Source organism: Nocardioides sp. NPDC047086, from assembly GCF_040643685.1.
GTDB lineage: Bacteria > Actinomycetota > Actinomycetes > Propionibacteriales > Nocardioidaceae > Nocardioides.
Genome location: NZ_JBEYUV010000006.1, coordinates 153,285 through 176,289 on the forward strand (window position 1 = coordinate 153,285; position 23,005 = coordinate 176,289).

Genomic DNA, 23,005 nt, shown 5'->3' on the forward strand with positions numbered 1-23,005 from the left:
TAATCGCCTCTGTGGCTGGTGGCCACTGTGCAATCCTTCGCTCGACAATGTGGGGGTATCGCCCGAGAAACGCCCTTCGCCACTTCCGCTGAAGCTGGGTCGTGAGCCCGGGCACAGCGCCTGAGTCAAGCACACACCTGCGGGGGTATCCCACTCTCGGCCGGAGACTTTGCGAAGTTGTTGATCTGCCGAACGAGCGAAAACGCAGGTCGGCCCGGGCTGTGAAGCCCGGGCCGACCTGCGTACGTCGCAGTCGCGTCAGTTGGTCGAGACGTGCACGTGGTCGTAGTGGTTGGCGGTGGTGGACCCGCGGTCCTCCATGTAGCGCCAGCCCTCCGAGGCACGCACCGGCGTCCAGATCCGCTGGTACCAGATGATGTCGTAGAGGTTGAGCTCCGCCGCGTGCTGCTGCAGGTAGGCGGCGATCGAGTCGCCGAGCGCCTTGTCGGAGAGCATGAAGTCGAGCGCCTTGCCGGAGGAGTGCTCACCGTGACCGTCCCAGCCACCGACGGTCATGGAGGCGACCTCGGGGAAGGCGTTGCAGACCGCGCGGTAGACGGTGACCGCGTCGGCGACCAGGCCGCTCTCGACCGAGGGGTCCCCGCACGCGGCGGCGCTGACGCCGGCCGCGACGCCGGTGGTCTCGGGCTTCTCGTCGCTGAGATTGCCGGTGGTCACCCAGGCGACCTCGCCGTCGACGATGATCTCGTCGCGGCCGGACTCGGTGCGCCCGGTCGCGTAGACCAGCTCGCCGGCCTCGATCTCACCGGACTGGCTGGCGTGCTTGCCGTAGGCGGACCACAGGTTGAGCGTCTCCTCGGTCCAGCGCTTGACCGCCTTGGCGGTGCCGGTCTCGACCTGCTCGGGGCCCTTGGTCAGCGTCTCGACGGAGGAGACCGACTCACGGTCGCCCCCGTCACGGCTGACGACGGTCTCGCGACGGTCGCCGGCGACGCGCGCGTCGTCACGGGTGCTCGGCACGTCGGCCTTGGTCGAGGAGAGGGAAGCGCCTGCGTTCTTGGCGATCACGGAGCTCGGCTCCGCGAACGCGGCTCCGGCGCCGACTGCGGCACCTGTCGCGAGAACCGCGACCCCTGCGCTGACAACTATGGATTTGGTCTTACGGACGGCCCGAGTGTCGCCTCTGTGGCTGCCGGCCACACGCAATCCTTTGCTCGACTACATGGTCAGTGCCCGAGTTTCCCACGATTTCAACGGATGAAACCCGTCGAGTCTTGTGCTGGTGGGGGCTCGGCACGGCAATGAGTACAGCACACACGACAGGGGGTATTCCAATTCCCTTACCGAGTTTTTGCGTAGTTTTGTACCTGTCGAGCGACTGATTCCGAAGGCTCGAAACACCCCTCGAGAGCCCTCCGAACGGGCTCCGGAACCTCAGCCCCCGGAGGTCTCCGACACGTTCTCGGCGAACCCGCAACCGCGCCCGTCGGCGTCGTCGAGCCACCCCTCCGGAAGGACCACCTTGTCCCGCGGAGCACCCTGCCGACCACGCGGCGCACCCAGCTGTGACGAGGGAAAAGGCTCGTTCCGGTCGAGCTTGGCGAGCATCTCGTCGAGGTCGGCGAGGCTGTTCACCAGGCCGAGTGTCCGGCGCAGCTCACCACCGGCGCTGAAGCCCTTGAGGTACCACGCGATGTGCTTGCGGATCTCCTTGCAGCCACGCTCCTCCCCCATGTGCTCGCAGAGCAGCTCGGCATGGCGTCGCATGATGTCGGTCACTTCGCCCAGATTCGGCAGCACGTTGACCGTCTCGCCGGCGAATGCGGCCGCCAGATCGCGGAAGAGCCAGGGGCGACCGAGGCAGCCGCGGCCGATGACGACACCGTCGATACCGGTCTCCTCGACCATCCGGATCGCGTCGGCCGCCTCCCAGATGTCGCCGTTGCCGAGCACCGGGATGTCGACCGAGGCGGCGAGCTCCGCGATGGCGTCCCAGTCGGCGGTGCCCGAGTACGCCTGGGCGACCGTGCGCCCGTGCAGCGCGATCGCGGCCGCGCCGCTCTCCTGGGCGATCCGGCCGGCGTCCATGTAGGTCAGGTGGGCGTCGTCGATGCCCTTGCGGGTCTTCATCGTCACCGGTACGTCGTAGGGCTCCGCCGCCCGCACGGCATGCTCGAGGATCTCGCCGAGCAGACCGCGCTTGTAAGGCAGCGCTCCCCCACCGCCCTTGCGGGTCACCTTGGGCACCGGGCAGCCGAAGTTGAGGTCGACGTGCGCCACCCCGTAGTCGGCGCAGAGGATCTCGGTCGCCTTGCCGACGTAGACCGGGTCGGTGCCGTAGAGCTGCACGCTGCGTACGGTTTCGGCCTCGTCGAAGACGAGCATGTCCTTGGTGTGCTGGTCACCCTCGACCAGGCCGCGAGAGGTGATCATCTCGCAGACGTAGAGGCCGGCGCCCTGCTCGGCGCACAGGCGCCGGAAGGCGGCGTTGGTGACACCGGCCATCGGCGCGAGCACCACGGGGGTGTCGACGGTCAGGCTGCCGAGCTTCAGGGGGCCAGGGAGGGACATGCCTCCCATTGTCCGGCCGGCGGCGTGACGTACGAAATCAAGCGGTCGGCGTCACGAGGAAGGCGAAGCCGAAGGTGAGCCGGAGGCCTTGGGCGCCACGTATGGCGTCGGATCGCTCTCCCAGGTGATCGGGTCGAACTCCTCGTAGGGCCGGAAGCTCACGCCGACGAGCTTGCCCTGGTCCGGGACGAGCATGACCAGGCAGGCGTTGACGCTCTTGCCGGGCGCGAACGGCTTGGGGAACGTCTTGCCGTCGCAGGGCTTGAACGGCTCCTTGAACGCGGCCGCCTCGACCAGGTTGCCCTCGCCGTCGAGACCCCACAGCGGCACGTCGTAGCCACCGAGATCGGTCTTGCCGTCGTTCTTGATGGTGGCGCGTACGAAGTACGGGGCGCGCGACAGCGTCGCCTCGTCGAGCTTCCACCCGGAGAACGTCTGCTTGTAGGAGGTCGACTCGAGCTTGGTGACGGTGATCGAGAGCTTGCCGTCGACACCCTCCTTGGGCGTCCACTCGACCGTCGCGGTCTCGCCGAGCCTACGGTCGGCACCGGGCTCGGTGAGCGCCCCGGCGGAGGGCGAGGCGGACGCGGAGGGCGAGGGAGAGGCGGAGGCGCTCTCGGACGGCTTGGGCGCGTTCGTCCTCGGCGCGGTGCCGCTGCACCCCATCAGTGACACGGCCAGGACCGCACCCGCGAGGGATGCGGCGAGTACAGACCCCGCTCGTTGCATGAGGACATCCTGCCGCACGCTTCTCCAGATCGTGCGGCAGGACGCCCCCGGCGAGGTTTACGACGCGGTAACGGTGTTGTTCAGGCGCCGATCAGACGCTCGGCGAAGTAGCGGCTCACGCCCTCGAGCGGGATGCGCTCCTGCTTCATGGTGTCGCGCTCACGGATGGTGACCGCGTTGTCCTCGAGGGTGTCGAAGTCGACGGTGACGCAGTACGGCGTACCGATCTCGTCCTGGCGGCGGTAGCGCTTGCCGATCGACTGGGAGTCGTCGAAGTCGACGGCCCAGTTGGCGCGCAGCTCTGCCGAGAGGGCCTTCGCCTTCGGGGAGAGGGCCTCGTTGCGGCTGAGCGGGAGCACGGCGATCTTGACCGGGGCGATCCGGTGGTCGAGGCGGAGCACGACCCGCTTGTCGACGCCACCCTTGGCGTTGGGGGCCTCCTCCTCGGCGTACCCGTCGACGAGGAAGGTCATCAGCGCACGGGTGAGACCGGCCGCGGGCTCGATGACGTAGGGCAGGTAGCGCTCGTTGTTGGCCTGGTCGAAGTACTGCAGGTCCTGGCCCGAGTGCTTCATGTGGGTGCCGAGGTCGAAGTCGGTGCGGTTGGCGATGCCCTCGAGCTCACCCCACTCGCTGCCGGGGAAGTTGAAGCGGTACTCGATGTCGACGGTGCGCTTGGAGTAGTGGCTCAGCTTCTCCTGGGCGTGCTCGTAGTGGCGCAGGTTGTCGGGGTTGATGCCGAGGTTCGTGTACCACCGGGTGCGCTCGTCGATCCAGTACTGGTGCCACTCCTCGTCCTCACCCGGCTTGACGAAGAACTCCATCTCCATCTGCTCGAACTCGCGGGTGCGGAAGATGAAGTTGCCCGGCGTGATCTCGTTGCGGAAGCTCTTGCCGGTCTGGGCGATGCCGAACGGGGGCTTCTGGCGGGTGCTCGTGACCACGTTGGCGAAGTTCACGAAGATGCCCTGCGCGGTCTCCGGGCGCAGGTAGTGGAGGCCCGACTCGTCCTCGAGGACGCCGAGGTGGGTCTTGAGCATGCCGGAGAACTCGCGCGGCTCGGTCCAGGCGCCACGGGTGCCGCAGTTCGGGCAGGCGACGACCTCGTTGATGTCGACCGAGTCGGGGTCCTCGATGCCCTTCTTCTCCGCGTACTCCTCCTGGAGGTGGTCGAAGCGGTAGCGCTTGTGGCACGACTGGCACTCGACCAGCGGGTCGTTGAAGGTCTCGACGTGGCCGGAGGCGACCCAGGTCTGGCGCGGCAGGATGATGCTCGAGTCGAGGCCGACGACGTCGTCGCGCTGCTGGACCATCGCCTTCCACCACTGGCGCTTGATGTTCTCCTTGAGCTCGACACCGAGGGGGCCGTAGTCCCAGGCACTCCGGGTGCCGCCGTAGATCTCGCCGCTGGGGAAGACGAATCCGCGCCGCTTGGCGAGGGAGACGACGAGGTCAAGGGTGGATGCTGGCGGCTTTGCCACGATGAATGCTCTCTGCTCGAGGTGAGCCCGGCCGGCTGCCGGGCCCGGTGTTGAGGGGATGTCTGCACAGACAGGGAAATCCTATCTGCGGTGTCATCTTGTTATGTACGCCGCCCGCTGCACCAAATCGCTCGGCCGCTCGGGCGGGTCCCGATACCGTCTTGGCATGGAGCCGAACGCGCGTCGTCTGTGGAAGCTGCTCGAGCCGATCCATGCGGTGGGTTACTTCTCACCCGAACCGATCGCCCTGCTCAAGGAGGCAGGCTACCGCGGCTACTGGATGGGCTACTTCGCTGCTCGGTCCGCTCCGCTCGGGGCGGTCCCGGCCGAGGTGGTCCATGCCGTCTTCTACAACTTCGCCATCGAACACGTCTCCCGGGCGCTTCCCGACGCCTGGACGTACGCCCCACCCGTGGCCGCGCACGAGGCTCGCCGCACCGGTGCCGTCGCCGCGCTCCGTCGTCACCTCGGCCCGCTCGCCGACCCCGACGACCTGAGCCGGGCTGCCTCGCTCGCCTCCCGAGCCGCGCTCGGCGCCCCGCCGGAGGGACGGGCCCTCTACGCCGCACTCCGCTCGCTCCCCGTCTCCGAGGACCCGCTGACCCTCCTGTGGGACGCCGCGACCCTGCTGCGCGAGCACCGCGGCGACGGCCACGTCGCCACCCTCCTCGCCGCCGGGATCGGTGGCCGCGAGTCGCACGTCTTCCATGCCCTCGCCAACGGCACCTCCCCGTCGGTCTACGCCACCTCCCGCAACATCCACGAGACCGAGTGGGACGCCCTCGTCTCCGGACTGCGCTCGCGCGGGCTGGTCACCGACGACGGCCACGCCCTCACCGATGCCGGCCGGGAGACCAAGGCCCGGATCGAGGCGACCACCGACGATCTGGCCCAGTCGGCCTACGCCGTCCTCGACGACGCCGAGGTCGACGACCTCATCACCCTCCTCCGCCCGCTCACCAAGGCGGTTGTCGCCTCCGGCGAGATCCCGAACCAGTCCCCCATGGGGCTCGATCTCGACGACGTCGGCTGACCTGTTGCCCGGCAGAGGCCAGCGGCTCATGCTGGACACCGTGGCGATGCCAGACCTCGACCCCCGACTCACCCCGATCCTCGAGCTTGCCGCGGTCGTGGCGGCACGTCCCGGCGTCGAGGTCGACGAGGAGACCCTGCGCGAGATCTTCGAGGAGGCCGCGATGCTGCTCGACCTCGGGAACGTCCTCGACAAGCTCGACGACCACGACTCGGCCAGCGTGGTGGCCGGCCTGTGCACCGACCTGCTCACCGACGACCCCTCCGAGAGCATCCGCGCACACGCCGAGGTGGCCCTGGCCGACGATTCCCTGCACGATCCCGAGGCCGCCGCGGTCGCCTACCGGATGGCGGCCCACGCCCTTCGCCTCTGAGAGCACACAGCCGTCACCAGCTCAGGTCGTGGAGGGAGTCGATCCGGCGCACGTGCGCGTCGGGGTGGGCGTCGTGCCGGTCCAGGAGGACGGCGTCGAGGCCGGCGTCGAGCGGACCGAGTACGTCATGGGCGAGGCTGTTGCCGACCATCAGCACCTCCGTCGGTGCGATGCCTGCACGCTCGCAGGTGAGCAGGTAGGCACGTGGGTCCGGCTTGCTCGCCGGCCCGGTCAGGTCGAGCTTGAGGTGCGCGTCGCCGCCGTTCGAGTTTGCCAGAACCGCACACATGTGGGGCTCTGACGCTTTGCCAGCCGATGCGGTACGCCATTTCCATGCAGATGCGCGGTTGTGGGGCCGAGTTCGACTCGGGTGGTCAGGGCGCAAGGTCGGCGGATCGGCGTGCGGCGTAGAGCTCCAGAGCTTCGGCGAAGTCGTCCTGGGTGAAGTCGGGCCAGAGCTTCTCGCTGACGACGATCTCGGCGTTCGAGGTCTGCCAGGGGAAGAAGCCGGAGAGGCGCTGCTCGCCGCTGGTGCGGATGACGAGGTCGATGTCCTTGACCGGGCCGCCGGGCAGCGCCGCCGTGATGGCCTGCTCGTCGATCTCCGTGACGCCCGCGGCGATCGCACGGCGGATGCCTTCGACGATGTCACCGTGCGGGTCGTAGCCGATCGCCATCGTGAGATGGGCCGGGCGCTCGGCGGTCTCCCGCTCGGCGGCGCGCAATGCCGCGGCCGCCTCGTCAGGCAGCAGGGAGAGGTCGCCGGAGACGTGGAGGGCCCAGCGGTCGCTGCGTACGACGGTCTGCGGGAGCTTGTCGGAAAGGATGCCGAACAGGTGGTTGACCTGCGATTTCGGTCGCTTCCGGATGTTGTCGGCGGAGAGGACGTAGGAGGTGAGGTGGTCGATCCTCCAGCTCGTGCACCAGCCCAGCAGGTCCTCGACGTGGTCGGCACCGACGTCGTGCCCGGCGCCAGGGTTCGCGAAGCCGGCCTTCTTCGCCCAGCGGCGGTTGCCGTCCATCACGACGCCGACGTGGATCGGCAGCATCAGCGGCTCGGATCGTTGAGCGAGAGGATCCGGCGGCGCTCGGCGTCGGTCAGGTCGGAGGCGGCGAGGACCTTCTGGATGACGTCGGACTTGCGGGCGATGTAGGTGTCGATGCCCATCTTCGGGTCGGCGGACAGCGCCAGCTTCACCGCGGCGTACTCGTCACGGAGGTCGTCGCGGCGGCGCAGGACGTCGCGGACGGCGAGGTGGTTGCGTACGTTGAGCGTCCCCGCCGCACAGACGTAGACGTGGCGGCGCGGATCCTCGTCGGGAGCGAAGAACGCCTCGCGGCCGGCGACGCCGAGGTCGCCGCGATGGACGTAGCCGATGCGTTCGAGAGCGGCGACCGCCGCGGGGACATCCTTCGGCGCGACGATCACGTCGATGTCGAGGATGGGCTTGGCAGCCAGCCCCGGGACCGAGGTCGAGCCGACGTGCTCGACACTCGCCGACGGGCCCTCGGCCAACGCGCCGCGCAGCTCCGCGGCGACCTTCTCGAACCGGTCCGGCCAGGACGGGTCGTACGCCACTACCTCGATGCTCACAGGCACCAGAGTCTCGCAGGTCGCTCAGGCTTCGGCGGCGAAAGGCCGGGGCCGAAGGCGTAGGCCGGTGACGAACCGGGCGACGGCGTCGGAGAGCGCGAGGACGAGCGCCGCGGGGGTGGCAGCGGCGATGAGGACCGCAGCGGCGACCGCCGGGCTCCCGGACAGGTCGAAGAGGAACCAGGCCAGCCAGGTGGATCCGCCGGCGAGGAACGCGAGGGTCGCGGAGCCGGCCAGTGCACCCTTGAGGCCACCCACGACCCGCCCAGCGAGGGCCGCGGGCGCCGCGATGGCCACACAGAGCGCCCCGACGGCAGCACCGAGAAGTACGAGCACCGGCCCCGCGAGGGGCCCGCCCATCCCCTGGTCGCCGGTCACGGAGGCGACCAGGAGACCGACGTAGACCATCCCGGCCAGGACCGGGTAGGCGAGCCCGACGAGGACCGTGGTGACGACGAAGGAAGCGGCGCGGACGGCGGTCTCGGGCATACTCATGCGCTCATGATGCCCGGCACCACCGCGCGCGTCCGCAGATGTTGGCCATTCGTTGACGAATCGTCGTCAGACCCGCCCGCGGACCATGCGGATGAGCCGGTCCAGGACCTCGTCGGGCGCGACCTGGACGCCGTTGTGGAGGTGGGCGTTGGTGACCCACGGGCGGAGGGTGGGGACCAGCTCGGCGGTGGCGAGAGAGTGCTCGCGCAGGACGTAGGGGTCGTCGTAGTAGACGGCTGCGGCGCACGGGACGTCGACGGCGGCCAGGGCGCTGCGGTCGTAGAGTGCCGGCCACTCGCGCTCGGCCAGCAGGTCCGCCGTCTCGGCGAAGGGAGCCAGCAGCGGGTCCTCGCTCAGGTGCCAGGGGAAGAGGTGCTCGGCGGTGAGGAGGGTCGGGTCCTCGTACGCCGCGGGCTGCACGCGCGCGGAGGCCCAGCGGGTCGTCTGGGCATCGGCGTAGCAGGCCTCGTGGACGAGTACGTAGAGCGGCGAGTGTCCGCTGAAGGGCAGCAGCGAGGCGACCTCGTGACCGAAGCCGAGCCCGGCCGGGTCGCGCTCGAGGAGGTAGTGGATCCGCTCGGAACCGCCGGTCATCCCGAGCTGGCTGCCGATGCAGCGCGCCTGGCGGGCAGAGAGGAGGCCGCCGTGCGGGAGCCGGATCTCGCCGGCCTCGCAGCGCTCGACCAGCGCCCGCATCCGGTCGCGGTCGCCGGGGAAGCGGGCGTAGTGGCGCTCGGTGAGCTCGATGGTGCGGGCGAAGGTCGCGGCGTAGACCTCCTCGACCGGCAGACCGACCGGCGGCACTCCCCCGGTGAACAGCACCTCGCGCAACGACTCGGGATGCGTCGAGAGGTAGCGCAGCGAGCAGAAGCCGCCGAAGGACTGACCGAGCAGGGACCACCGGGAGATGCCCAGGGACTCGCGGAGGAGCTCGGCATCCTCGACGATCGAGTCGGCGCGGTAGTGGGCCAGGTGGTCGGCCTGCTCCTGCGGGCTCCTCCCGGTCATCGCGGTCAGCGGCGTCGACCGCCCCGTCCCGCGCTGGTCGAGGAGGATCACCCGATAGTCCTGGAGCGCCCGCTCGAGCCAGCCCGGCACCATCGGGAGGTCGATCGGGCGCGGGCTCTCCCCGCCCGGGCCACCCTGGAGGAAGAGCAGCGCGTCGCGGTCGTCGCGATCGCCCGGGCGGCGCACCTCGCGGGCGAAGACGGTCAGTGTCTCCGGCCCGCCGCCGCGATGGTCGAGCGGCACCTCGATCTCGTGCTCGATCAGGACCAGTCCAGGGATCGTCTCGATGCGCACGAGCCGATCCTAGTGCCGCTCGGATGGACGGCGGCGTTGCGGTACGGGCCGACAGAACCTAACCTGAACACCGTTCACCTGAACGTCGTTCAGTTCTGCCATCGCCGAGGAGCGCACCACATGACGACAGCCTTCGACCAGCTCGCCGACCGGATCCTGTCCGGCGGGGCCGCGACCGCCGAGGACGCAGTGGCCGTGCTGCGTACGCCCGACGCGGAGCTGATGAGCGTCGTCGCGGCCGCGGGCCGGCTACGCCGCGAGCACTTCGGCAACACCGTGAAGGTGAACTACCTGGTCAACCTCAAGTCGGGGCTGTGCCCGGAGAACTGCAACTACTGCAGCCAGGCGCTGGGGTCGCAGGCGCCGGTGCTGAAGTACTCCTGGCTCTCCAAGGACGAGACCCTCGAGCAGGCCGGCGCCGGGCTCCGCGGTGGCGCCACCCGCGTCTGCATGGTCTCCTCGGGCCGCGGACCCTCCGAGCGCGACATCGACAAGGTCGTGGAGATGACCTCCGCGCTGAAGGAGGCGCACGAGGGCGTCGAGGTCTGTGCCTGTCTCGGGCTGCTCAAGGGCGGGCAGGCCGAGCGGCTCAAGGCGGCCGGGGTGGATGCGTACAACCACAACATCAACACCGCCGAGTCCAACCACGACAACATCGTCCAGACCCACACCTACGACGACCGCGTCGACACCATCGGCAAGGCCAAGGACGCCGGGCTCTCGCCGTGCTCCGGCCTCATCGCGGGCCTGGGCGAGACCGACGAGCAGCTCGTCGAGGCGCTCTTCGCGCTCAAGGAGCTCGACGCCGACTCGATCCCGGTCAACTTCCTGATGCCGTTCGACGGGACGCCGTACGAGAACACCTGGGAGCTCTCCCCCGCCCGGTGCGTGAAGATCCTGGCGATGGCGCGCTTCGTCTGCCCCGACAAGGAGATCCGGATCGCCGGCGGCCGTGAGATGCACCTGCGCTCGCTGCAGGCCACCGCGCTCCACGTCGCCAACTCGATCTTCCTCGGCGACTACCTGACCTCGGAGGGCCAGGACGCCCTGGCCGACCTGGAGATGCTGCGCGACAGCGGTTTCATCATCCTCGGCATGGACGAGAGCGGGTTCGACGAGCTGATCGAGGAGCACCGCGCCAAAGTTGCGGGTCGCGTCGCGAGCGGTGGTTGCGGGAGCAGCTGCGGCGATGGCTGCGGCGACACCTGTGGCGGCCACGACGAGCAGGACGGCCCGGTCATCCGGCGCCGCGGAGCGGGGACCGATGTCGCTGCCAATGCTTGATCGGGGCGTCGATCCCGACCGGGGCACCAAGCTGCTCGCCTTCGACCGCGAGCACCTCTGGCACCCCTACACCTCGATGACGGATCCGGCGCCGGTGCGGCTCGTGACCGGTGCCGAGGGCGTACGCCTTCATCTCGACGACGACGGCGAGCGCCTCGAGGTCGTCGACGCGATGTCGTCGTGGTGGTCGGCGGTCCACGGCTATCGCGTCCCCGAGCTGGACGCAGCGCTCGCCGAGCAGGCCGGCCGGATGGCGCACGTCATGTTCGGCGGCCTGACCCACGCCCCGGCGGTCGACCTCGCCGAGCGGCTCGTCTCGATCACGCCCGATCCGCTGCAGCACGTCTTCCTCGCCGACTCCGGGTCGGTGAGCGTCGAGGTGGCGATCAAGATGGCGCTGCAGAGCCAGCGCGGCCGCGGGCGGCCGGAGCGGACCCGGCTGCTGACCGTGCGCGGCGGCTACCACGGCGACACCTTCGGATGCATGAGCACGTGCGACCCGGTCGGCGGGATGCACTCGATGTTCACCGAGGTGCTCGCGCCGCAGGTCTTCGCCGACCGTCCGCCCGCACCAGGTGGCGACGTGGAGGCGTGGGCCCAGGGCGTACGCCGCCTGGCGGCCGCGCACGCCGACGAGCTCGCCGGGATCATCCTGGAGCCGCGGCTCCAGGGCGCGGGCGGGATGTGGGTCTACGACGACCGCTGCCTGGTCGTGCTCCGCGAGATCGCCGACGAGCACGGCCTGGTGCTGATCTTCGACGAGATCGCCACCGGGTTCGGCCGAACCGGCGACCTCTTCGTGTCCTCGCAGGTCACGCCCGACATCCTCTGCCTCGGAAAGGCGCTCACGGGTGGCTACATGACCCTGGCCGCGGTGCTGACCACCACGGAGGTCGCGCACGCGATCTCCCGCAGCGAGTCGGGCGTGCTCATGCACGGGCCGACCTTCATGGGCAACCCGCTCGCCTGCGCGGTGGCCCTGGCCTCGCTCGACCTGCTGGCCGCCCGCGGCTGGGAGCAGGACGTCGCTCGCGTCTCCGGCGCGCTCACGGCCGGTCTCTCCCCTCTCGCCGAGCAGTCGGGCATCAGCGATGTCCGCGTCCTCGGCGCCGTCGGCGTGGTCCAGCTCGATCACCCCGTCGATGTCGCGAAGGCGACCGACGCCGCGCTGCGCGAGGGGGTCTGGATCCGGCCGTTCCGCGACCTGATCTACACGATGCCGCCCTACCTCACCGGCGAGGACGACCTCGCCCGGATCTGCCGCGCCGTCGGCGCCGCCGCGGAGGTGGCCTGATGAGCTGGGAGAGCTGGCTGGCCGACGCGGCCGCGGGTCGTGAGGAGGCCGGGCTGACCCGGCGGCTGCGGCCGCGCGGACCCGACGACAGTGTCGTCGACCTGGCCGGCAACGACTACATGGGCCTGTCGGGACATCCGGACGTCCGCCGCGCGGCGGCCGATGCAGCCCTTCTCTGGGGCGGCGGTGCGGGTGCGTCGAGGCTGGTCACGGGGACCTTGACGCTCCACGACGAGCTGGAGGCCGAGCTCGCCGACTGGCTGGGGCAGCCGGGCGCGCTGACCTTCTCCACCGGCTACCACGCCAACCTCTCGATCGTCGGCGCACTGGCCGACCGGAGCGCCCACATCGTCTCGGACGCACACATCCATGCCTCGCTGATCGACGCCGGCCGGCTCTCCCGTGCCCAGCTCACGGTCGTTCCGCACAACGACGTCGCCGCCGTGCAGGCGGCGCTGGCCGCCCGCCCGGGCGTCCGGACGCTCGTGCTCGCCGAGTCGGTCTACTCGGTGCTCGGCGACGAGGCACCGCTCCTCGGGCTGGCCGAGGTGTGCGCGGCGTACGGCGCTCTGCTGGTCGTCGACGAGGCCCACGGCGTCGGCGTGCACGGGCCGGGGCTCGTCGCCCGCCACGGCCTCGCCGGGCGAGCGGACGTGCTCGTCACCGCGACCCTCTCCAAGAGCCTGGGGAGTCAGGGTGGGGCGGTACTCGGACCGCGAGCCGTCCTCGACCAGCTGGTCAACACCGCCCGGCCGTTCATCTTCGACACCGGCCTGGCACCCGCCGCTGCCGCCGCAGCGCTGGCCGCGGCACGGGTCGCGCGGTCGCGCCCGGACCTCGCCGACACCATCCGCACTCGGGTCACCGGGCTGGCCCGGACGCTCGGGGTCCCGGCCCCGGCCGGAGCGGTCCTGTCGGTGCCGATGCCTTCCCCCGATGCCGCGATCGCGGCACAGGCGGACCTGCTCGCCGAGGGCGTACGCGTCGGCTGCTTCCGCCCGCCGTCGGTCCCCGACGGGGTCTCCCGGCTTCGGGTCACCGCCGGGGCGGGCGTCACCGAAGAGGAGTGGGAGCGGGCGACCAAGGCCATCGACACGATCGTGGGTGAGGTCCGGTGACCGGGCCGTTGGATGTTCACCGAGGTAACTCGGTCAGCGCCCACTTCCTTCGCGGAACTCCACGAAGGAAGTGGACCGACACCGAGGTAACTCGGTCAGCATCCCGGGGCGCGGCATGAGCGGGCGGCCGGATGCTCACCGAGGCGATGTCCTGAGCCTGTCGAAGGGTAACTCGGTCAGCGCTCACATCCTTCGCGGAACTCCACGAGGGCAGTGCACGGTCACCGAGGTAACTCGGTCAGCATCCCGGGGCGCAGCATGAGCGGGCGCGTGGTGATCGTCACCGGCACCAGCACGGGAGTCGGCAAGACCGTCGCGACCGCGACGCTGGCCTCCCGGGCGCGCACAAGCGGCGAGAAGGTCACGGTCGTCAAGCCGGTCCAGACCGGCACCGACGACGGCGACTGCGACGCCGCCGAGATCCACCGGCTGACCGGGATCGAGGTCCACGAGCTGACCCGGCTCGGAGAGCCGCTCGCGCCCGACACCGCCGCCCGTAGGGCCGGGGTGAAGATCCCGGCGGTCGCTGCGTACGCTCCGACGATCTCGGCCCTGACCAGGGACAACGATCTGGTCCTCGTCGAGGGCGCCGGTGGTCTGCTGGTGCGCCTGGACACCGACGGTGGCACCCTCCTGGACCTGGCCGACGCGCTCCTCGTCGGCGGCACCCCGACGTCGTTCGTCGTCGTCACCTCGGCCGGGCTGGGCACCCTCAACCACACCGAGCTGACCGTGGCCGCGCTGCGCGCTCGCGGGTATGAGCCCGACGGGCTGATCATCGGCTCCTGGCCGGGCGATCCGGGACTGGCCGAGCGGTGCAACCGCATCGACCTCCCCCGGGTGACCGGCGTACCCCTGCTGTTCGGCATCCCGGAAGGAATTGACAACCATTCTCAACTGACCTGAGAATGGTTCTCATGACCCCCACTGCTCGCTCCGCCGGCCTCCTTGCTGTCGGCGCGCTCCTGCTCACCTCCGGCTGTGCCGCCCTCTCCGACGACTCCGGTTCCTCCGCCTCCGGATCAGACTCGGGGAAGGTCCAGGTCGCAGCCGCGTTCTACCCGCTGGAGTTCGTCGCGGAGCGGGTAGCGGGCGACCTCGCCGAGGTCACCCCCCTCACCAAGCCGGGCGTCGAACCGCACGACCTCGAGCTCAGCATCAACCAGACCGCGGCCCTGCAGAGCGCCGACCTGATCCTCCTCGAGCACGGTTTCCAGCCCGCCGTGGACGACGCGGTCGAGCAGGACGTCAAGGGTGAGGTCGTCGACGTCGAGAAGGTCGTCGAGCTCCGTAAGGCCGAGGATGGCGAGGACGAGCACGGCCACAAGGAGGAGGCCTCCGGCGAGGACGAGCACGCCCACGGCGAGTCCGACCCCCACTTCTGGCACGACCCGCTGCTGATGGCGCAGTACGCCGAGAGCGTCCGTGCCGCACTGGCCGAGGCCGACCCCGACAACGCCGAGACGTACGCGGCCAACGCCAAGGCGCTGACCGAGGACCTGACGAAGGTCGACGAGGAGTTCAAGACCGGCCTGGCGCAGTGCAAGATCAAGGAGGTCGTGGTCTCCCACGACGCCTTCGGCTACCTGGACAAGTACGGTCTGGAGTTCGAGTCGATCGCCGGGCTGACCCCCGACGCCGAGCCCAACCCGGCCCAGCTCGCCGAGATCGGCGAGCACGCCAAGGAGCACGGCGTGACCACGATCTTCTCCGAGCGTCTGGTCAGCACCGCGCTCGCCGACACCCTCGCCGACGACCTCGGTCTCAAGACCGCCGTGCTCGACCCGATCGAGGGCCTCTCGGCAGACACCGAGGGAGAGGACTACCTTTCCCTCATGCGCCAGAACCTCGACGCCCTGAAGGCGGCCAACGGTTGTCAGTGACCACATCAGGGACCGGCCCTGGAAACAGCACCGTCCCCGCCGATGTCCCCGTGCAGCTGCTGCACGGGGATGTCGCGCTGTCCGGACGCCCCGTCCTGCGCGGGGTGGACCTGACGGTCAGGCGCGGTGAGTTCGTCGCGCTGATGGGCGCCAACGGCTCCGGCAAGTCCACGCTCGTACGCACCCTGGTCGGCCTCAACCCGCTCTCCGCCGGCCGCCTGGAGCTGTTCGGCCGCCCCCTGGCCGGCTTCCACGACTGGTCGCGGGTCGGCTACGTGCCGCAGCGGAGCACCGCCACCGGCGGCGTACCCGCCTCGGTCTGGGAGGTCGTAGCGTCCGGCCGGCTCACCCACCGCAAGCTGCTGCGGCCCCTGCGCAACGCCGACCGGGCCGCGATCCGGGCGGCCCTCGAGGTGGTCGGGATGGATGCGTACGCCCACCGTGGGGTCGCCCAGCTCTCCGGCGGCCAGCACCAGCGGGTGCTGATCGCGCGGGCGCTCGCCGGCCGTCCCGAGCTGCTGCTGCTCGACGAGCCGACCGCCGGCGTCGACCTGCCCAACCAGCACGCGCTGGCCGGTGCGCTCGGCCGGCTCAAGGACGACGGCGCCACGATCGTGCTGGTCGCCCACGAGCTCGGGCCGCTGGCTCCGCTGGTCGACCGCGCCGTGGTGATGCGTGACGGGCGCAAGGCCTACGACGGCCCGCCCCTCTCCGACGCCGACGTCCACGCCCAGGGCTTCGACGCCGGGCACGTCCACTGCGACGACGCCTCGACGCCGAAGCCCAACCCCGCCGTCCCGACCCCGCTGAAGGAGCTCTAGTGACTCTCCTCGAGCTCTTCTCGGTGCCGTTCATGCAGCGCGCCCTGATCGCAGCGTTCCTCGTCGGGATCGCGGCGCCGGCGGTCGGCACCTACATCGTGCAGCGACGCCTGGCGCTGATGGGCGACGGCATCGGTCACGTCGCCGTCACCGGCGTCGCGATCGGCCTGTGGACCCAGACCTCGCCGACCTGGGCCGCGGTGATCGTGGCCATCGCGGGGGCCGTGGTCATCGAGATCGTGCGCGAGCGCGGCCACGCCGAAGGCGACGTCGCCCTGGCGATGCTCTTCTACGGCGGGCTCGCCGGCGGCGTCTTCGTCACCGGGCTCGCCGGCACCGGCGCCTCCCGGCTCCAGGAGTTCCTCTTCGGCTCCATCCTGACGATCTCGGTCGACGACCTGCTCGTGACGATGGCCCTCGCCGTCGTCCTGATCGTGATCTGCGTCGGCCTCTCACCGCAGCTGTTCGCGGTCTCCCAGGACGCCGACTACGCCAAGGTCGCCGGCCTGCCGGTGCGGTTCTACTCGATCCTCGTCGCGGTGCTCGCAGCCCTGAGCGTGGTGATCGCGATGCGGACCGTGGGGCTGCTCCTCGTCTCCGCCCTCATGGTCGTACCGGTCGCGATCGTGCAGCAGCTGACCCGGTCGTTCCGAATGACGCTGCTCGGCGCGATGGGCGCCGGGCTGATCGCCTCGGTCGGCGGGCTGGTGCTGGCCGCCGCACTCTCCCGCACCGGCGCCAACGTCCAGCCCGGTCCCAGCATCGTGCTGGTCGCTCTGGCCGGGTTCTTCCTGGTCTGGCCGCTCGGTGCCTGGCTGCGCCGCCGGCGCGCCCTGGTGGCCCCGTTCCCGGAGACCTCGCCCGAGGAGAAGCCGGTCGACGAGGCACACCCGCACCACCACGGCGAGAAGTGCGGCCACGTCGCGGTCGAGCACGGCGACCACGTCGACTACATCCACGACGGCCACCGGCACGCCGCACACGTCGGCGCGGAGGGAGAGCACTATGACGAGCACTGAGCCCTTGGCGACTGAACCGCCCAACGCGCTGCGACCCACCAAGCAGCGGCTCGCCGTGGCCGAGGCGCTACGGACGTACGACGGCTTCCACTCCGCCCAGGAGATCCACTCCCGTCTCGACGGCGCCGTCGGCCTGGCCACCGTCTACCGCACCCTGACCGCACTGGCCGAGGCCGGCGCGGTCGACGCGATGCGGTCCGAGGACGGTGAGACGATCTACCGCCGCTGCTCCGACACCCACCACCATCACCTGGTCTGCCGCCAGTGTGGCCGCACCGTCGAGGTCGAGGGCCCCGCCGTCGAACGCTGGACCAAGACCATGGCCGAGGAGAACGGCTTCACCGACGTCTCCCACACCCTGGAGATCTTCGGCACCTGCACCGACTGCCGCTGACCCGCCGCTGGTCGAGCCCGCGAGCGCCAGCGAGCGGTGTCGACCAGCGACTACATCGGGTTCGGGAGGGCACCGCCGTAGCGGCGGTCCCGGGAGGCGTACGTCTCGACGGCGTGCCACAGGTGCCGACGGTCGACATCGGGCCACAGCACGTCGGTGAAGACGAACTCGGAGTACGCGGCCTGCCAGAGCATGTAGTTGGACAGCCGCTGCTCGCCGGAGGTGCGCCAGATGAGGTCGGCGTCGGGGAGGTCGGGGACGTAGAGGTAGCGCTCGAAGGTCTTCTCGGTGATCTTCTCCGGACGCAGCTTCCCGGCGCGTACGTCCTCCCCCATCCGGCGCACGGCGTCGGTGAGCTCGGCGCGACCGCCGTAGTTGACGCACATCGTCAGCGTGCAGACGGTGTTGTCCTTCGTCATCTCCTCGGCGATCTTGAGCTCGTTGATGACGGACTTCCACAGGCGCGGCGCGCGACCGGCCCACCGCACCCGGACCCCGAGCTCGTTCATCTCGTCGCGGCGACGGCGGATGACGTCGCGGTTGAAGCCCATCAGGAACTTCACCTCGTCGGGCGAGCGCGACCAGTTCTCGGTGGAGAACGCGTAGGCCGAGATGGCCTTCACGCCGATCTCGATGGCCCCCTCGACGACGTCGAAGAGCGAGGACTCACCCTCTTCGTGGCCCTTGGTCCGGGGGAGGCCACGCTCCTTGGCCCATCGGCCGTTGCCGTCCATGATGATCGCCACGTGGCGCGGGACGAGGTCCTTGGGGACCGGGGGCGGGGTAGCCCCGGACGGGTGGGGTGTTGGGGTACGGACCGGCTTGCTCACGAGGTCCAACCCTAGTCGGGCGATACCCAGGAGGCGGCTGCGGCCCGGGGGGCCGCGGCCTGGAAGGGACCATCGGGCGTCGGGGCGCGTCGTACTCCATCTCCGCGGGGTCGACGGCCGGGCCGGGGACGGTCAGCGCGCCGATGATCGTGGTGATCGGCATCGCCAGCACCACCCCGATGCCCGCGGCCATCGTGGCGACGATCTCGCCGGCCATCTGCTCGGTGGTCAGCAGCGAGAAGAAGGTGCGGTCGTAGAGCTGGATCACCAGCAGCAGGGTCAGCGCGCTGCCGACGTAGGCGAACACGATCGTGTAGATCGTCGAGGCGACGTGGTCGCGGCCGATCCGCATCGCGCCGCGGAAGACGTCCCAGCGTGACGTGTTCGGACCGGCGGCGCGCAGCTCCCACACCGCGGAGGCCTGGGTGATGGTGACGTCGTTGAGCGCACCGAGGCCGGCGATGATCACCGCGGCGACCAGCAGGCTCTGCAGGTCGAGCGCGGCATCGAGCGAGGAGAGCGTCTGGCCGCTCTCCGAGCCCAGGCCGCTGAGCCGGCTCGCGCCGATCGCGAAGGTGCCGATCAGCGCGGTCACCGCGACCCCGGCCAGGGTGCCGGCCAGCGCCACCGACGTACGCACCGAGAACCCGTGGGTGGTGTAGAGCACCACGTAGAGGATCAGCACCGAGGAGACCAGCGCGGCCCACGCCGCGGGCTCCCCGGAGAGCAGCGCGGGCAGCAGGAACAGCCACACCACCGCCCCCGCGAACCCCAGGCCGAGCACCGCCATCAGACCGCGCATGCGCGCGACGGCGACGACACACACGACGAAGAGGCCGACCAGCAGGAGCAGCGGCGGCCCCCGCTTGACGTCGAAGAAGGCGTACGTCGCCTCCCCCTCCCTCTCGGTGCGGGACAGCTCGACCTCGTCACCGGTCTCCAGCCCGGAGCGGGCCATCGGTGTCGAGATCTCGACCGCGACCTCGGTGCCGGTGTCGGGTCCGCTGGTGAGCTTCGCCGACGCCTTGTTGCAGCCCTTGGGCGTGCCCTCGGCACTGCACGGCTCAGCGACCGAAGTGATCTCGGCGGTCTCGAAGACGACGCCGTCGGCGATGAACTCCTGCGATCCCTGGAGCTTGTCGACAGCGGCGCTGTCGGGCCACCAGACCGCGACCCCGACGACGGTGAGGACGGCGACGAGCACCAGCGAGACGGTCAGCACCAACCGCGGCAGCGCCTCGACCTCCACCTCGGCGTCGTGCCCACCGTGGGAGTGGCCGTGGGAGTGGGCCATCGGTCCTCAGCTCTCGACGTATTCGAGCGAGCGCAGGTTGCGGTCCAGATGCCAGGAGAGGTACGCAGCGACCAACCCGCTCGCCTGCCTGCTGGTCCGGTCCTCGGCGCCGCCGACCGTATCCCAGTCACCTGAGAGCAGCGCACCGAGGTGGCTGAGCGTCTCCGGCGAGGGCGTCGCCGAGCCCGGCACCCGGCAGGTCGTGCACAGCGCACCGCCCATGGACACGTTGAACCACCGGTGCGGCCCCTCCAGCCCGCAGCGCGCGCACGCCTCGAAGCTCGGCGCGTAGCCGGCGACGGCCAGCGAGCGGAGCAGGTAGGAGTCGAGCACGTGGCGGGGCAGCCGGTCGCCCTGGGCGAGCACCCGCAGCCCGCCGACGAGCAGCAGGTACTGCTGCGGCGCCGGCTCGCCCTCCTCGTGGACCAGCCGATCGGCGGTCTCGAGCATCGCGGTGCCGGCGGTGTAGCGGTCGTAGTCGAGCCCGATCCCGGCGTGGAACAGGGTGAGCGTCTCGGCCTGGGTGATCGTGTCGAGGTTGCGCCCCTCGGCGAACTGCAGGTCGACGTGGGTGAACGGCTCCAGCCGCGAACCCCATCGTGAGGTCGTACGCCGCACGCCCTTCGCCACCGCACGCACCCGTCCATGGTGGCGGGTGAGCATGGTGATGATCCGGTCGGCCTCACCGAGCTTGTGGGTGCGAAGCACGATGGCCTCGTCGCGGTAGAGGGGCACGACACCATTCTGCCGTGCGCCGCCGACAACCACGGCAGCGACAGACCGACTGATGGCCCACATGACGGCAACGAGGCGTGTGGGTCGTCGCCTTTGGTGGATACGTCTCCTATCGTGCCGACCATGAGCACTACGGGCACGGACCGGGACGTCGACCGCAGCCATGACGACCGCCAGCCGGGTGCCGTGCGGACGCCGCCGGTCACGGTGGTCGACTGGCTGATGCTGGTGCTCGCGATCATCTCGGTCGCGCTGCTGGTCTGGATCACCTTCTGGGATGTGCCCCAGCCCTGGGAACGCCGGGTGATCATCGCCGACTACGTGATCTGCGGGATCTTCTTCGTCGAGTTCTGCTTCCGGTGGAGCAGGTCCGGCCTGGGCTGGAAGTTCCTGGCGCTCTACTGGTACGAGATCCTCGGCATGATCCCGCTCTCGGACCCGGCCTTCCGCGCCTTCCGGCTGCTGCGGGTGGTCGTCATCTTCATGCGGCTGATGCGCGCCGCCGACCGTGCCTTCGGCGACCGGGTCTCGGCGTACGTGGTGGGAAGGTTCTCCGGATCGATCGTCGACGCGATCCGCAAGCCGATCACGGTCGCAGTGCTCGACGAGGTGATCGCGGTGATCCAGACCGGCAACTACACCCGGCACATCTCCAGCGCGATCGAGGAGAACCGCGCCGACATCGACACTCTCATCATCGACCTCATCCGTCAGGACCAGGCGGCCGGGAAGCTGAGGTACCTCCCCTTCCACGACGACGTCGTCCGGCTCGTGGCCGACACCGTGCTGCGCCTGGTCGACCAGGGCCTGGCCGACCCTCGGGTCCACGAGATCATCTCCGACGCCATCCGCGAGTCCGCCAAGGAGCTGCGGGAGAACATCGACTCCGACGATCACGCCGCGGTCAAGCTGGATCAGGAGCGGTTCGGGAAATAGGTCTCGATTTCTTTGCGAAACCGGTCGAACCAGGTGTCACCACAGCCCCCGGCGTCGGTTTCAGGGCATGATTCGGGCATGACTGACCGGCACGGCTCTCGGGGACGGGAGCGATGAGCGCGACCTTCCCGACCAACCTCGGGCGGCTGCAGCAGATCCGCCACATCGGCGCCGGTGCGTTCGCCTCCGTATGGCTCTACTACGACCCCGATCTCGACTCCCACGTCGCGGTCAAGGCACTCTCCCCCGGCTGGGTCTCGAACCCGGAGATCCACAAGCGCTTCCTCCAGGAGGCGCGGCTGCTCCGCTCGGTCGACTCACCCCATGTCGTACGGGTCTACGACATCGGACAGACCTCGACCGGCATCCCGTTCTTCGTGATGTCGTACGCCGACGGCGGCTCGGTCGCCGACCTGCTCAAGGGCTCCCCCGGCGGTCTGGACGTGCACGAGGTCGCCGACATCGTCGCGCAGGCAGCCGACGGACTCATGGCGCTGAAGGCACGCGGGGTGATCCACCGCGACATCAAGCCCGCCAACCTGCTGCTCACCTCCGAGACCTCCGGCGGCACCGCCGGCGCTCGCCGGGTGATGATCGCCGACCTCGGCGTGGCCCGCTCGCTCGACTCGCTCAACGAGGTCACCCGCGACATCGGCACCCCGTCCTACATGGCGCCCGAGCAGCTCGACCCATCGCTGCCGATCGATCACCGCGCCGACGTACGGGCCCTCGGCGCGGTCGCCTGGGCCCTGCTCGCCGGCCGCTCCCCCGCCCCCGCTCTCGGACTCACCTCCCGCGTGCCCGAGGCAGGTTCGGTACGTCCCCTCCCGGCCCCGATCAGCCAGGCCATCGCCCGTGCGCTGGAGCCTCGGGCCGAGGACCGCTGGCCGGATGCGCGCTCGTTCGCCGACGGTCTCCGCGGCGCGGTCACGGGCACCCGGGCCACCCCTGGGCCACAGCCTCGTTCCGTGCCCCAGCCTCCGCCGCCCAGCTCGACATCCTCGACGTCCCCGTGGCAGAAGTCGGCGTCCCACGTGCCGCCCGTCAGCCCGCCCAGCGGCCCACCACCGAGCGGACCGCCGACCGGATCGCCGTTCGATCAGCCCACGACGGTGCCGACCAGCATCGCGCCCCAGCACCCGCCGAAGCGGAAGCGCCCCGGGCTCCTGGTCGGTGGCCTGGCCGCGATCGTGGCCATCGGGCTGATCGGCGGGCTGATCTTCGTCGTGGCCAACGGCGGGAGCCGCGTACCCGAGGCTGGCGAGTGCCGCGATCTCGACTACGCCGCGGCCACCGAGTTCGTCGACGAGACGGAGCCGGTCGACTGCGCCGAGCCGCACACGCTCTACACCTTCCACGTCGCCACCGACGTGAAGACCTACAACGACAACGAGGCCGCCGGCGCCGCCTGCTTCACCCGTCTGGAGACCGGTCTCGGGCTGCATCCCGACACGCTGGCCCGCACCGCCTACATCGTGAGCTGGTACTGGCCCTCGGAGGCCACGTGGAACGACGGCGACCGCTACGTCCGGTGCGATGTCGGGGTGACGGTCCAGGGCGCCCCGATGATCGACCTGCCCGAGGACCCGGTCCCCGACCCGTTCCCGGCCGACCTGCGGGCGTGCGTCGACAGCAAGATCGACAAGGTGGTCCGCTGCGGGACCACCCACGACTACATCGTCGTCGACACCTTCGAGATGACCGGCGACACCTACCCCGAGCAGAGCGAGACCAACATCCAGGGGCTGGGCGGCTGTCCTGCCGAGGCGACGATGTTCAAGCCGCCGTTCAAGACCGCCTGGATGGCCGGCAGCCGCCTGGGCCTCTGCGCGAAGTACGACGTCGAGTCCTAGGAGTC

At 70.2% G+C, this 23,005-nt stretch carries 23 protein-coding genes and 1 pseudogene; 12 read left to right on the top strand and 12 right to left on the bottom strand.

The window, feature by feature from the left end; genetic code table 11:
* Nucleotides 1–258: 258 nt before the first annotated feature.
* From ABZ796_RS07165 to ABZ796_RS07180, 4 genes are all read right to left on the bottom strand, one after another.
* Nucleotides 259–1,029, bottom strand: a complete 771-nt coding sequence (locus ABZ796_RS07165) for a mucin-2 protein (RefSeq protein ID WP_357335758.1) — start codon at nucleotides 1,027–1,029, stop codon at nucleotides 259–261.
* A gap of 366 nt (nucleotides 1,030–1,395) precedes the next feature.
* Complete coding sequence (gene dusB / locus ABZ796_RS07170; protein ID WP_357335759.1) at nucleotides 1,396–2,532, bottom strand: tRNA dihydrouridine synthase DusB; 1,137 nt, start codon at nucleotides 2,530–2,532, stop codon at nucleotides 1,396–1,398.
* 51 nt (nucleotides 2,533–2,583) lie between these two features.
* On the bottom strand, nucleotides 2,584–3,261 hold the full coding sequence (locus ABZ796_RS07175; protein ID WP_357335761.1) for a hypothetical protein: 678 nt from the start codon (nucleotides 3,259–3,261) through the stop codon (nucleotides 2,584–2,586).
* 80 nt (nucleotides 3,262–3,341) lie between these two features.
* Nucleotides 3,342–4,742: a glycine--tRNA ligase gene (locus ABZ796_RS07180; protein WP_357335763.1), complete on the bottom strand. Its 1,401-nt coding sequence runs from the start codon at nucleotides 4,740–4,742 to the stop codon at nucleotides 3,342–3,344.
* A 166-nt stretch (nucleotides 4,743–4,908) separates the two neighbouring features.
* Between ABZ796_RS07180 and ABZ796_RS07185 the strand changes: the two genes are divergently transcribed.
* Entirely contained in the window at nucleotides 4,909–5,775 is an 867-nt protein-coding gene (locus tag ABZ796_RS07185; protein ID WP_357335765.1) for a hypothetical protein, read from the top strand.
* Nucleotides 5,776–5,815: 40 nt separating this feature from the next.
* The gene (locus ABZ796_RS07190) at nucleotides 5,816–6,148 is read left to right on the top strand and encodes a hypothetical protein (protein WP_357335766.1); all 333 of its coding nucleotides are present in this window, start codon (nucleotides 5,816–5,818) and stop codon (nucleotides 6,146–6,148) included.
* Nucleotides 6,149–6,161: 13 nt separating this feature from the next.
* Here the strand turns inward: ABZ796_RS07190 and ABZ796_RS07195 are convergent, their stop codons facing one another.
* The 5 genes from ABZ796_RS07195 to ABZ796_RS07215 form a co-directional block, all read right to left on the bottom strand.
* The gene (locus ABZ796_RS07195; RefSeq protein ID WP_357335768.1) at nucleotides 6,162–6,437 is read right to left on the bottom strand and encodes an HAD family hydrolase; all 276 of its coding nucleotides are present in this window, start codon (nucleotides 6,435–6,437) and stop codon (nucleotides 6,162–6,164) included.
* A gap of 85 nt (nucleotides 6,438–6,522) precedes the next feature.
* Nucleotides 6,523–7,197, bottom strand: a complete 675-nt coding sequence (uppS, locus tag ABZ796_RS07200; protein ID WP_357335770.1) for a polyprenyl diphosphate synthase — start codon at nucleotides 7,195–7,197, stop codon at nucleotides 6,523–6,525.
* Entirely contained in the window at nucleotides 7,197–7,742 is a 546-nt protein-coding gene (locus ABZ796_RS07205) for a GrpB family protein (protein WP_357335771.1), read from the bottom strand. Before ABZ796_RS07205 ends, uppS begins: the two co-directional genes overlap by 1 nt.
* Before the next feature lie 24 nt (nucleotides 7,743–7,766).
* Nucleotides 7,767–8,237 (bottom strand): hypothetical protein, encoded by a 471-nt coding sequence (locus tag ABZ796_RS07210; protein WP_357335773.1) that lies wholly within the window; start codon nucleotides 8,235–8,237, stop codon nucleotides 7,767–7,769.
* 66 nt (nucleotides 8,238–8,303) lie between these two features.
* Entirely contained in the window at nucleotides 8,304–9,539 is a 1,236-nt protein-coding gene (locus ABZ796_RS07215; RefSeq protein ID WP_357335775.1) for an alpha/beta fold hydrolase, read from the bottom strand.
* Nucleotides 9,540–9,659: 120 nt separating this feature from the next.
* Between ABZ796_RS07215 and bioB the strand changes: the two genes are divergently transcribed.
* From bioB to ABZ796_RS07255, 8 genes are all read left to right on the top strand, one after another.
* Entirely contained in the window at nucleotides 9,660–10,823 is a 1,164-nt protein-coding gene (gene bioB / locus ABZ796_RS07220; RefSeq protein ID WP_357335777.1) for a biotin synthase BioB, read from the top strand.
* On the top strand, nucleotides 10,816–12,117 hold the full coding sequence (locus tag ABZ796_RS07225; RefSeq protein WP_357335778.1) for an adenosylmethionine--8-amino-7-oxononanoate transaminase: 1,302 nt from the start codon (nucleotides 10,816–10,818) through the stop codon (nucleotides 12,115–12,117). The genes bioB and ABZ796_RS07225 overlap by 8 nt, the downstream gene beginning before the upstream one ends.
* Nucleotides 12,117–13,235, top strand: coding sequence for an 8-amino-7-oxononanoate synthase (locus ABZ796_RS07230; RefSeq protein WP_357335780.1), 1,119 nt, complete (start codon nucleotides 12,117–12,119; stop codon nucleotides 13,233–13,235). Before ABZ796_RS07225 ends, ABZ796_RS07230 begins: the two co-directional genes overlap by 1 nt.
* Before the next feature lie 258 nt (nucleotides 13,236–13,493).
* A complete protein-coding gene (gene bioD, locus ABZ796_RS07235) occupies nucleotides 13,494–14,141 on the top strand; it encodes a dethiobiotin synthase (protein WP_357335782.1) in 648 nt (215 codons plus the stop codon).
* Nucleotides 14,142–14,152: 11 nt separating this feature from the next.
* Complete coding sequence (locus ABZ796_RS07240; RefSeq protein ID WP_357335784.1) at nucleotides 14,153–15,118, top strand: metal ABC transporter substrate-binding protein; 966 nt, start codon at nucleotides 14,153–14,155, stop codon at nucleotides 15,116–15,118.
* Nucleotides 15,115–15,939 carry an ABC transporter ATP-binding protein gene (locus ABZ796_RS07245; RefSeq protein WP_357335786.1) on the top strand — a complete coding sequence of 275 codons (825 nt, stop codon included), beginning with the start codon at nucleotides 15,115–15,117 and terminating at the stop codon, nucleotides 15,937–15,939. The genes ABZ796_RS07240 and ABZ796_RS07245 overlap by 4 nt, the downstream gene beginning before the upstream one ends.
* Nucleotides 15,939–16,958 carry a metal ABC transporter permease gene (locus ABZ796_RS07250; RefSeq protein WP_357335788.1) on the top strand — a complete coding sequence of 340 codons (1,020 nt, stop codon included), beginning with the start codon at nucleotides 15,939–15,941 and terminating at the stop codon, nucleotides 16,956–16,958. Before ABZ796_RS07245 ends, ABZ796_RS07250 begins: the two co-directional genes overlap by 1 nt.
* A complete protein-coding gene (locus ABZ796_RS07255; RefSeq protein ID WP_357335790.1) occupies nucleotides 16,945–17,352 on the top strand; it encodes a Fur family transcriptional regulator in 408 nt (135 codons plus the stop codon). The genes ABZ796_RS07250 and ABZ796_RS07255 overlap by 14 nt, the downstream gene beginning before the upstream one ends.
* Before the next feature lie 50 nt (nucleotides 17,353–17,402).
* Here ABZ796_RS07255 and ABZ796_RS07260 read toward each other — a convergent pair whose 3' ends face one another.
* From ABZ796_RS07260 to recO, 3 genes and pseudogenes are all read right to left on the bottom strand, one after another.
* The gene (locus tag ABZ796_RS07260) at nucleotides 17,403–18,191 is read right to left on the bottom strand and encodes an isoprenyl transferase (protein ID WP_357335791.1); all 789 of its coding nucleotides are present in this window, start codon (nucleotides 18,189–18,191) and stop codon (nucleotides 17,403–17,405) included.
* Between the two features lie 139 nt (nucleotides 18,192–18,330).
* Nucleotides 18,331–19,476: pseudogene (locus tag ABZ796_RS07265) on the bottom strand (YibE/F family protein); the annotation flags it as partial.
* A gap of 6 nt (nucleotides 19,477–19,482) precedes the next feature.
* Nucleotides 19,483–20,211: a DNA repair protein RecO gene (recO, locus tag ABZ796_RS07270; RefSeq protein ID WP_141805688.1), complete on the bottom strand. Its 729-nt coding sequence runs from the start codon at nucleotides 20,209–20,211 to the stop codon at nucleotides 19,483–19,485.
* 123 nt (nucleotides 20,212–20,334) lie between these two features.
* On the opposite strand from recO, the gene ABZ796_RS07275 reads away from it, so the two are divergent.
* Together ABZ796_RS07275 and ABZ796_RS07280 are read left to right on the top strand one after the other, a co-directional pair.
* Complete coding sequence (locus ABZ796_RS07275) at nucleotides 20,335–21,147, top strand: ion transporter (RefSeq protein ID WP_357335793.1); 813 nt, start codon at nucleotides 20,335–20,337, stop codon at nucleotides 21,145–21,147.
* 113 nt (nucleotides 21,148–21,260) lie between these two features.
* On the top strand, nucleotides 21,261–23,000 hold the full coding sequence (locus ABZ796_RS07280) for a protein kinase (RefSeq protein ID WP_357335795.1): 1,740 nt from the start codon (nucleotides 21,261–21,263) through the stop codon (nucleotides 22,998–23,000).
* Nucleotides 23,001–23,005: the final 5 nt, after the last annotated feature.